Origin of the sequence: Clostridium pasteurianum (assembly GCF_001705235.1) — a bacterium.
GTDB classification, from domain to species: Bacteria; Bacillota; Clostridia; order Clostridiales; family Clostridiaceae; genus Clostridium_S; species Clostridium_S pasteurianum_A.
This window is the reverse complement of sequence record NZ_MCGV01000001.1, coordinates 1,334,273-1,345,893: the sequence shown is the minus strand read 5'-3', so window position 1 is coordinate 1,345,893 and position 11,621 is coordinate 1,334,273. Positions and strand designations below refer to the sequence as shown.

Below are 11,621 nucleotides of genomic sequence, written 5' to 3'. Positions count from 1 at the left end.
AATTAAGGAGGATATAAATGAATATAGCAAAATATATAGATCATACAATTTTAAAACCTCAAGCTACTATAGATGAGGTAAAGAAAGTTTGCAAGGAAGCTAAAGAATACAAATTTGCATCTGTTTGTGTAAATGGATGTCATGCGAAGCTGGTAAGTAATGAGCTTGCTGGAACCGATGTTAAAACTTGTGTAGTAATTGGATTTCCACTAGGCGCAGCGACTAAAGAAGCTAAGGAATTTGAAGCTGCTGATGCTATAAAAAATGGTGCAGATGAAGTGGATATGGTTATAAATATTGGAGCATTAAAAGATAAAAACTATTCTTTAGTTAAAGAAGATATAGAGGGCGTAGTTAATGCAGCTAAGGGAAAGGCTTTAGTCAAAGTAATTATAGAAACATGTTTATTAACTGATGAAGAAAAAATAAAGGCATGTGAAATAACTAAAGAAGCTAAAGCTAATTTTGTTAAAACATCAACAGGTTTTTCTACTGGTGGAGCTAAAAAAGAGGATGTAAGTCTTATGAGAAAAACTGTAGGTGAAGATTTAGGTGTAAAAGCTTCAGGTGGAATCAGAGACTATAAAACTGCTATGGATATGATTAATGCTGGAGCAAGTAGAATAGGAGCTAGCAGTGGTATTGCTATTGTTAGAGAAGGTAATAATATAAAATAGTGTATTATTAATTTGCTTTTGTTTACTAGGGATATTTATACAACATTGAGATTATAAAATTAAGGATACTATGTATTGATTGAATTATTAATACATAGTATTTTTGCTTTTACAGCTAAATAATACAATAATTAAACAATATAACTCAAAAAAGCTGAAAATGTATCTTTTAACTTTAATTTTCTGCATTTTAATTATATAATTGAAATATAGTTTTAAGGATATAGAAAGGGTAAAAGGTATAACCATGAAAAGCTTAAGGTTAAAAATTTTAGCTATTATAATTCCTATTCTTATTATTGCACTTGTTACACTTGGCAGTATGAACTATATGCAAGCAAAAAAACTAATACAGGAAGATAATAAATCTGAATTAATTAAAACTGCTGAAGATGAAAGCAATTCCGTAAAATTGTGGTTTGATGTTTACAGGCAGCAAATAACAACTTATGCTAGATCGCCAATAATAGTTTCTGGTACTCATGAAGAAATAATGGATTATCTTCGTAAGGAAATTAAAAACAATCCTCTTTATGCCAATATACTTTGTTCAGATACAAAAGGTAATGCGTATAGTGCTCTTGGTATAAGTGTAAATATTGCAAATCGTGATTATTTTGAGCAAGCTTTAAAGGGAAAAACCGTTATATCTGATCCTATTATATCTTTATATACAGGCAAACGTGTAGTAGAAATTGCGGCACCTATTATAAAGGATGGAAATATTAAGGGTGTAATTGCTGCTTCTATTACTGTTGATGATATAGTTAAGCACATATTATCAATAAGAATCGAGAAAACTGGTTATGCATTTTTAGTAAGAAAAGATGGATTAGTAGTTATTCATCCTGATAAGAAGGTAGCAAATACATTAAATATATTTACAAGTAAAAATATTGATACTTCATTAAAGACTTTTGGAAGAAATATGTTAAAAAGTACATCAGGATCTGGAAAGTTTATATCAAATGGTGTTTCTCAGTATGCAGCTTATTCTAGAGTTCCTAAAACTGATTGGTATTTAGTAATTCAGGTTCCTAAGCAAGAAATAAATGTGAAACTAATTGGGTTTGCTAAGATTTTGTTAGCCACTATATTAATAGTGATGCTTATTGTAATTGAGGCTATTATATTAATGGCATCACATATTACTAAACCAATAGAACTTTTAGAAGTAGAAGCAAATCGTATTTCATTAGGAGAATATACTGTGAATTCCGTAAATATTAATTTAAAAGATGAGATTGGCCGATTATCAAGAACTTTCGAAAAGATGGTAGGAAACCTTAAAAACAATTATGAAGAGTTAATGAATACTTATGAAGCGTTAGAAATATCAAATCAAGAAATTATTGCATCTGATGAGGAGCTTAAAGAGTATAATGCCGAGCTTCATAAAAGTAAGGAAGCTTTACGCATAAGTGAGGAACGCTTTAGGTTAGCTACAGAAGGTTCTAATATTGATATTTGGGATAGTGATATGGATAGTAATATGGTTTCTTTTTATAGAGCGCCCGATAGTACAGGAGTTTACAATCCAATAGATGAAATTAGTAAAATTCATAGTAGGATTCATCCTGATGATAGAGAATATGTTAGAAAACTATTTAAAGATAGTATTACTAAAAAATCTCCATATGTTGAATGTGAATTTCGCGAAAAGGATAAATATGGAGAGTACCGATGGGTTTTATGTAAGGGTAAAATCAGTTGGAATGATGATGGAAAAACTATTCGGATATCTGGTTCTAACATGGACATTACAGAGAGGAAAAAAATTGAGGAAAAAATAAATTATATGGCACACTATGATGCTTTAACTGGTTTGTCAAATAGAACTTTATTATACGATAGTTTTTCAGCAGCACTTTATGAAGCAAATACTAATAATAAAAGGTTGGCACTATTATATATTGATCTTGATAATTTTAAAAATGTTAATGATTTGTTAGGTCATAATTATGGTAATGAATTGCTAAAGAATGTGAGTGAAAAACTCCTTGCGTGTGTTAGTAAAGTAGATATTGTTTCTCGTCTTGGTGGTGATGAATTTGCAATATTGCTACCCTTTATAAAAGATAATAATGAAATAAATAAAGTTTTAAATAAAATAATGGATATGTTTAAAGTTCCATTTGTTTTAAATGGACAGGAGTTTTATATTTCATCTAGTATTGGGGTAGCAATTTATCCTAAAGATGGACAAGATATAACTACAATAATGAAAAATTCGGATACTGCTATGTACAGTGCAAAGAATTCTGGTAAAAATAAATATGCATTTTTTAATACATCAATGAATGATAAAGTAATTTCAAGGCTTAAGCTTGAGAATAGTATAAGACGGGCATTAGAAAAAAGTGAGTTTGTAGTGTATTATCAACCACAAATGAATTTAAAAACAGAAACCATATCTGGAGTTGAAGCCTTGATACGATGGGAAAGTCCTTCAAAGGGTATTATATCTCCAATAGACTTTATACCAATTGCTGAAGAAACCGGACTAATTGTTCCAATAGGTGAATTTGTATTAAAAACTGCTTGTAAGCAAATACGAAAATGGAATGACTTAGGCTATAAAAATTTAAACATGGCTGTAAATTTTTCAGCAAGACAATTTAAGCAAAACGATCTTGTAAATAGTATTAATAATATAATTTCAGAAGAGGGTGTTGACCCTAAACATTTAGAATTTGAAATAACTGAAACTATGGTTATGGAGGATATAGACAATACAGTAGAAATTCTAAAAGCTATAAAGAAAAGTGGTATTAAAATATCCTTAGATGATTTTGGTATAGGTTATTCATCATTAAATTATCTAAAGGAACTTCCAATTGATGTTTTGAAAATGGATAAGGAATTTGTTTTAGATATATGTGAAAATAAAAAACAAGCTGAAATTGCAAGGACTATAATTTCATTAGCACACAATCTTGATATTGAAGTGGTTGCTGAGGGAGTAGAAAATGTAAAAATATTAGATTTACTTAAAGAGTATGGCTGCGACAAGGCACAGGGCTATCTTTTTAGTAAACCTGTAAAACCTGAATCTATAGAAAAGATGTTCAGTAGCAGTAGTTTAAAACGTTAAATAAAGTTCATAAGACTAAGCATAACTGAGGCTTGGGTCAAAGACCCATTATCATTCTTAATTAGTAATAGGTATTTTCTATAGTAACACTCTAACAACTTCATATTAGCATTTTATAATTAACAAAAGCCTCATATAATTTAGAGAGTGCCTATATTGGATTAAGAAGGATAATGGGCTTCGCCCAAACCTCGTGTATGATAATATTCAAACATCTAAGTCTTTTTATAATTTGGGGCAAAGTCTTATTGAGCTTTATTTAAATCGTTTCCAAACTACTGTTACTGAACATAAAAGGTAAAAGCAAGGAAGATTTTCTTCCGCTTTGCTGCCGAAAATCTGAAATTAAAGCTTGCATAAAACTAAGCTTTAGTTTGAAATTTATTTTTCTGTAAAGTTCTAAAATTCCGTAGGGACGGAGGAATTTTTTCCTTGAAACACTGTTTGGATGAAACAATAATATTGCAGGGCAGTTTAAATAAAGGTCAATAAATCTTGGAGACTAATTGTTAAAAGACTTAGAAGTTCCAATTTGTCTGAGCATTTTTTCAGCGAGTTATTGAAACTTCTTAGTCTTTTAATAATTAGTCTCTTAGATTTATGACCTTTATTTACTGACATGCAATATTATTGTTTCATCTATTTTTATTAAATTTGGGAAAGCTATAATTATATAAAAATAATAAAATTATAAAGTTGAAATTCTAAAATATTTACAATTTACAAGGAGGAAAAAAGATGTTCAATGAGTGGGAAGGATTTAAGGAAGGAACATGGCAAGATGGAATAGATGTAAGAAACTTCATACAAAAAAATTATAAATTATATGAGGGAGATGGAAGTTTTTTAGAGGGCAAAACGGAAAAAACAAGTAAAGTATGGGATAAGGCTTATGCATTAATTGTTGAGGAGGTTAAAAAGGGAATAATTGATGTTGCAACAGACAGAGTGTCTGGAATAGATAGTTACGATGCAGGATATATAGATAAAGACAATGAGGTCATAGTTGGTCTTCAAACAGATGCACCGCTTAAAAGAATAGTAAATCCATTTGGTGGAATGAGAATGGTTCAAAGTTCATTAAAAGAATATGGTTATAAGCTTGATCCAGATATTGAAAAGCATTTTTCAAAATATAGAAAAACTCATAATGAAGGAGTATTTGATGCATATACAAAGGAAATAAGAGCAGCTAGAAGTGCAGGACTTTTAACAGGTCTTCCAGATGCCTATGGGAGGGGAAGAATAATAGGCGACTATAGAAGAGTTGCACTTTATGGAATAGATTATCTTATAGAAGAAAAGAAAAAAGATTTAGATAAGCTTCAAGGTGATATGCTGGATGAATTAGTAAGAAAAAGAGAAGAAGTGTCAATGCAAATAAGGGCTTTAGGTGAAATGAAATCTATGGCATTAAAGTATGGAATTGATATATCAAAGCCAGCTGCAAATGCAAAGGAAGCGGCTCAAAATTTATATTTTGGATATTTAGCAGGAGTAAAAGAAAACAATGGAGCAGCAACTTCGTTTGGGAGAACTTCGACTTTTCTAGATATCTACATTGAAAGGGATCTAGAGAAAGGTTTAATTACAGAAAAAGAAGCTCAGGAAATTGTAGACCAATTGATAATCAAATTGAGATTAGTTAGACATTTAAGAACACCAGAATATAATGAATTATTTGGCGGTGATCCAACCTGGGTAACTGAATCAATTGGTGGCATGGGTATTAATGGTAGACCACTTGTTACGAAGAATTCTTTTAGATATCTTCATACATTAATTAATCTTGGAACATCTGCAGAACCAAACTTAACAGTTTTATGGTCAGACAAGTTACCCCAAAACTTTAAGAAATACTGTGCGGATATTTCAATAAAGACGGATTCTATTCAATATGAAAATGATGAAATTATGAGACCAATTTATGGAGATGATTATGCTATAGCCTGCTGTGTATCAGCTATGAAACTTGGCAAGCAAATGCAGTTTTTTGGAGCTAGGTGCAATTTGGCTAAATCATTATTATATGCTATTAATGGCGGTATAGATGAAATAAAAGAAATAAAGGTAGTTCCAGAAATAGAAAAAATGAATGATGAGATTCTTGATTTTAAAAAGGTAAAAGAAAATTACTTTAAAGTTTTAGAATATGTTGCAAAAATATATGTTGATACAATGAATATAATACACTTTATGCATGATAAATATGCTTATGAGGCAGGGCAAATGGCGCTTCATGATACAGCAGTTGAAAGATTAATGGCTTTTGGAGTAGCAGGTCTTTCAGTTGCAATAGATTCGTTATCTGCAATTAAATATGCAAAAGTTAAACCAATTAGGAATGAAGCAGGGATAGCGGTAGACTTTGAAGTGAATGGGGATTTCCCTAAGTACGGTAATGATGATGATAGAGCAGATGATTTAGGAGTAGAATTAGTTATTAAATTTTCAAGTGAACTTAAGAAACATCCTCTTTATAGAAATGCTAAACATACATTATCGGCACTTACAATAACATCGAATGTCATGTATGGTAAAAAGACTGGAACAACGCCAGATGGAAGAAAGAAAGGTGAACCACTAGCACCAGGAGCAAATCCAATGCACGGAAGAGATATAAATGGAGCCTTAGCATCACTTAATTCAGTAGCTAAAATACCGTATAATGCCATTTGCCAGGATGGAGTTTCAAATACTTTTTCTATTGTTCCAGATGCGCTTGGAAAGGATAAAAATCAAAGAATTAACAACTTAGTTTCTATACTAGATGGCTATTTTGTTCAAGGAGCACATCATTTGAATGTTAATGTTCTTAAAAGAGAGACGCTGATTGATGCTATGAAAAATCCTGATAAATACCCAACATTAACAATAAGGGTTTCAGGATATGCGGTTAATTTCAGCCGTTTATCAAGGGAGCAGCAATTAGAAGTTATAAAGAGAACATTCCATGAAAGTATGTAGTATAGGATTTTAGTAGTAAATTATATTATAGATTAGTGGTAAGCCCAAAACTATTAGATTGGTGCTTGCCACTTTTAAATTTTGTTACAATTATAATTTGATTAGCAGCGTATGCATTATTATAATGAATTAGAATGTTGTAATGTTATGGAGGAAAAAATGAATTTTATAGCTATAGATTTTGAAACTGCAAATGAAAAAAGAAGTAGTCCATGCTCAATCGGTATTGTTGTTATAAAAAATGGACATGTTGTAGAAAAAGTATATCATTTAATAAGACCTAAGGAAATGAGGTTCATGCCAATTAATATTGGAATTCATGGAATAAGACCAGCCGTGGTTGAAAATGAGCCAGAATTTGATGAGATATGGGAGAAAATTAAACATTATTTTAATGGAAGTTTAGTAATAGCACATAATGCTTCATTTGATATATCGGTTTTAAGAAAAACTGCAGAGCTTTATGATATAGAGCTTCCTGAATTTAAGTATATTTGTACTATGAAGCTTGCCAGAAACTTTTATTTAGGAATTGATAATGCAAAATTAAATACAGTAAATGATTTTTTGGGATATGAGTTTAAGCACCATGATGCACTTTATGATGCACTTGCATGTGGTAACATACTCCTTAATATATCAAAAGAATTAAAGTGTGATGATGTTAATGAAATATCTAAATTAGTAGGAGTGACTATTGGAAATGTAGATAGTACAGGATATAAGCCATCACGCACTAAAGGAATAGCAATAAAAACTTCTAATAGAATATATGCTCATAAAAAATCAAGAATATTTGAAAGATTAAAAGATGATGAATTTAAAAATCAAGTGGTGGTGTTTACAGGAAGGCTTGACTCTATGTCAAGAGATGAAGCAATGAGATTAGTTAGAAGATTAGGTGGAAATACAGGAAGTTCTGTTACGAAAAAGACAACAATTTTAGTAACTAATATGAAAGATATTATAAAAGATTTACGAATGGAGGAGATGAGCAATAAGCTTAAAAGAGCAATGGATTTAAAAGCAAGAGGGCAGAATATAAAATTTTTAAACGAAGAGGAGTTTTTGAGTATAATTAAGTAAGTCACAGTTATGAAATTCTTGATGATGCTTAATCTACAATGTTTAGGTGAATTAGAGTAAATATTTTATAAAATAAATTATTAACAAAGTTTCCATCTTTATATGGAATTTTGGCTTAAAATAAAAAATGTATAGTGATATTGATAATTAATATTGTTAAATAATTATTTTTTCTTGAAAAAAATTATTATTTGTGTACAATAAAAGTATGTACTAAAAATAATTTTTAGAAAAGAGGATTATTATGAATATTAATTTGGATAAAAAATATAAATTGTTTATTAATGGAGAATGGAAGGATTCTTCAGATAAAGCTACAATAAAAACTTACAATCCAGCCAATGGTGAATTATTAGCTGAAATTGCGGATGCTTCTAAAAAAGATGTAGATGACGCTGTCAATGCTGGAAGAAAGGCTTTTCTTACATGGAGTAAAAGTAGTCCAGCAGAAAGAGCACAAATATTAAATAAAATCGCTGATATAATTGATGAAAATAAAGAGTATTTAGCAACGGTAGAGACAATGGATAACGGAAAACCTATTAGAGAGACGTTAGGTGCTGATATACCGCTAGCTGCAGATCACTTTAGATACTTTGCTGGTGTTGTTCGTTCAGATGAAGGAAATGCATCAATGCTGGATGAAAATACGTTGAATATAATATTAAGAGAGCCAGTTGGAGTTGTTGGACAAATAGTTCCATGGAACTTCCCATTTTTAATGGCGGCATGGAAATTAGCTCCAGCATTAGCGGCTGGTGATGTTTCGGTTTTTAAGCCATCAAGTACAACTTCTTTAAGTGTGCTGGAGCTTGTAAAATTAATACAAAATGTTGTTCCTAAGGGTGTAATTAATCTCATAACAGGAAAAGGATCAAAAAGTGGTGAATATTTGCAAAATAATAAGGGCATTGATAAATTGGCTTTTACAGGATCAACAGCAGTTGGAAGACAAATAGGATTATCTGCGGCTGAACGTATTATTCCTGCTACCTTAGAGCTTGGCGGAAAGTCAGCTAATATTTTCTTTAGTGATGCAAATATGAAGCTTGCTTTAGAAGGTGTTCAACTTGGAATTTTATTTAATCAAGGACAAGTTTGCGCAGCAGGTTCTAGAATATTTGTACAAGAAGATTTTTATGATGAATTTATGGAAAAGGCAATAGCTGCATTTAAAAAAGTTAAAGTTGGAAATCCTTTAGATCCTGATACGCAAATGGGGGCACAGGTTAGTGAAGCTCAACTCAAAAAAATTCTTAAATATATAAAAATAGGCGAAGAAGAAGGAGCCAAAGTGGCTGTTGGAGGAGAAAGATTTGTTGAAGGCGATGCTAAAAATGGATACTTTATGAAACCAACTTTACTTACAGAAGTTACAAATGATATGAGGGTAGCAAGAGATGAAATATTTGGACCGGTTGGTGTTGTAATAAAATTTAAAACAGAAAAAGAAGTTATTGATTTGGCAAATGATAGTAATTACGGACTAGCAGGGGGAGTGTTTACAACTAATTTAAATAGAGCAATAAGAGTAGCCAGGGGAATAAGGACTGGACGTGTGTGGGTTAATACTTATAATACTTTTCCAGCCGGAGCACCATTTGGAGGATATAAAGAATCAGGTATAGGTAGAGAAACTCATAAAGTTATATTAGAAGCCTATACTCAGAAGAAAAATATCATAGTGAATTTATCAGAAACTCCTGGCGGAATGTACGTAAAATAATTAAATAAGAAATATTACGAAGTAATAGTATTTTGAAACATTAAATAAAAATCATAAGACTAAGCTCCAAATTATAAAAATACTAAGAAATTTTAATAACTCGCTGAAAGAAAGCTCAGACAAATTAAAATTTCTAAGTCTTTTTATAATTTGAAGCAAGTCTTATTGAATTTTATTTAAATTGTTCCCAAAATACTATTACTTTGCTTAAGATAAAAGCAAGGTAAATTTTTCTTCGCTTCACTGCGAAAAAATAATATATTAACTTATTGAAAGTTTACTTGTTTAATTAGTGATTTACTAATTTAATCTATGTAATTTATGCCTAAAATTCCGTAGGCACGGAGGAATTTTTTCCTTTCAATGTTAATTTGCCCAAACCTCAGGTATGATACTTGACAAAATATAAAAATGAAAGTATGATATATGTAATATAAAACAGTTTGACTCAATTAGATTTCGTTAAATTATAAGGGGTATATTATGAATAAATACGACAAAATAAAATTAGAAAATCAATTATGTTTTCCACTTTATGCGTTATCAAGAGAAATAATAAAATTGTATAAACCACTTCTTGATAAATTTAATCTTACTTATACACAATATATTACAATGCTTGTTATGTGGGAAGATGAAAAAATAACGTTTAAAAAATTGGGAAAAAGACTTTATTTAGACTCGGGGACACTTACTCCTGTTTTAAAAAGATTAGAATCTATGGGGTTAATAACAAAGTATAGGACAGAAGAAGATGACAGGGTTGTTGCCATTGAATTAACGGAAAAGGGAAGAACGTTAAAAGATGATATTGTTGAAGTCCCAGAAAAAATGTTCTGTAAGTCTAAATTGACTAAAGAAGAGGCAATTGATTTAAAAGTTAAATTAGATACCATGCTTAAGAGATTCAGATAGTATGAAAATTAAAGTAACTGTTTTTTACACTAATAGATTGAGCAAAATTTAATTTTTATAAATTTAAAACAACAAAATCGATATTAGAAGGGAAGCGTATGGCCGTGAAATTTTATGATTTTAGTGCAAGGAAGATGAATGGAAAAGAAATAAATATGAATGAGTACAAGGGCAAGGTTATTTTAGTTGTCAATACAGCAAGTAAATGTGGATTTACACCACAGTTAAAGGGTTTAGAAGACTTATATGCGGGGTATAAGGATAAGGGTTTTGAAATACTTGGATTTCCGTGTAATCAATTTGCAAACCAAGATCCAGGTACAAATAAAGAAATTAGTGAATTTTGTTTAGTGAATTATGGAGTAACTTTTACTATGTTCGAAAAAATAGATGTTAATGGGAAAAATGCACATCCAATATATAAATTTTTAAAGGAAAAAGCAAAGGGGATATTAGGAAGTGCAATTAAGTGGAATTTTACTAAATTTCTTATAGATAGGGACGGAAATGTTATAAGAAGATATGCGCCTACAGTAGTTCCAGAGAAAATAAAAAATGATATAGAAAAATTATTATAAATAGTGGAGGAAAAAATATGAGTATATATGATTATAAATTTAAAGATATATATGGAAAAGAAGTGGCTATTAAAGATTATAAAAATAAAGTAATATTAATTATCAACATAGCAAGTAAATGTGGATTTACACCGCAGTTAGAAGATTTAGAAAAAATATATAAGAAGTATAGCAATGAAGAATTTGAGATTATTGGATTCCCATGTAATCAATTTGCAAGCCAGGCTCCGGGAAGTAACAGTGACTTAAATAAATTTTGTAAATTAAATTATGGAGTAACTTTTAAGCTTTCACAAAAAATAGATGTCAGAGGTACTAATTCGGATCCAATATTTGATTATTTAACTAGTAAATGTCCTTTTGAGGGATTTAATAAAGATAATATTTCGGATAGAATGCTGTATTCATTTTTAGGAGAAAACTTTCCAGAGTACTTAGTAGGCGATACTATAAAATGGAATTTTACTAAATTTTTAATTGATAGAAAAGGTAATCCCGTAAAAAGATTTGAGCCAAGTATAGAACCTATGGATATGTTAGATGATATAAAAAGGGCAATAAAAATGAACGTGTAAAAA

General features: G+C 30.2%; 8 protein-coding genes. All 8 read left to right on the top strand.

Annotated features, from left to right (window positions below; all coding sequences use genetic code 11):
* The first annotated feature begins 17 nt into the window (after positions 1-17).
* The 8 genes from deoC to BEE63_RS05810 all read left to right on the top strand — a co-directional run bounded on the left by deoC (position 18) and on the right by BEE63_RS05810 (position 11,618).
* Positions 18-677, top strand: a complete 660-nt coding sequence (deoC, locus tag BEE63_RS05845; RefSeq protein WP_066020487.1) for a deoxyribose-phosphate aldolase — start codon at positions 18-20, stop codon at positions 675-677.
* Positions 678-924: 247 nt separating this feature from the next.
* Positions 925-3,771 carry a bifunctional diguanylate cyclase/phosphodiesterase gene (locus tag BEE63_RS05840; RefSeq protein ID WP_066020486.1) on the top strand — a complete coding sequence of 949 codons (2,847 nt, stop codon included), beginning with the start codon at positions 925-927 and terminating at the stop codon, positions 3,769-3,771.
* A 738-nt stretch (positions 3,772-4,509) separates the two neighbouring features.
* Positions 4,510-6,738 (top strand): formate C-acetyltransferase, encoded by a 2,229-nt coding sequence (gene pflB, locus BEE63_RS05835; RefSeq protein ID WP_066020485.1) that lies wholly within the window; start codon positions 4,510-4,512, stop codon positions 6,736-6,738.
* A gap of 159 nt (positions 6,739-6,897) precedes the next feature.
* The gene (locus BEE63_RS05830) at positions 6,898-7,824 is read left to right on the top strand and encodes an exonuclease domain-containing protein (protein ID WP_066020484.1); all 927 of its coding nucleotides are present in this window, start codon (positions 6,898-6,900) and stop codon (positions 7,822-7,824) included.
* A 244-nt stretch (positions 7,825-8,068) separates the two neighbouring features.
* Positions 8,069-9,550, top strand: coding sequence for an aldehyde dehydrogenase family protein (locus BEE63_RS05825; protein WP_066020483.1), 1,482 nt, complete (start codon positions 8,069-8,071; stop codon positions 9,548-9,550).
* Positions 9,551-10,033: 483 nt separating this feature from the next.
* A complete protein-coding gene (locus BEE63_RS05820; RefSeq protein WP_066020482.1) occupies positions 10,034-10,465 on the top strand; it encodes a MarR family winged helix-turn-helix transcriptional regulator in 432 nt (143 codons plus the stop codon).
* A gap of 104 nt (positions 10,466-10,569) precedes the next feature.
* Positions 10,570-11,043 carry a glutathione peroxidase gene (locus BEE63_RS05815; RefSeq protein WP_066023176.1) on the top strand — a complete coding sequence of 158 codons (474 nt, stop codon included), beginning with the start codon at positions 10,570-10,572 and terminating at the stop codon, positions 11,041-11,043.
* Between the two features lie 17 nt (positions 11,044-11,060).
* The gene (locus BEE63_RS05810) at positions 11,061-11,618 is read left to right on the top strand and encodes a glutathione peroxidase (protein ID WP_066020481.1); all 558 of its coding nucleotides are present in this window, start codon (positions 11,061-11,063) and stop codon (positions 11,616-11,618) included.
* The last annotated feature ends 3 nt before the right edge of the window (positions 11,619-11,621 follow it).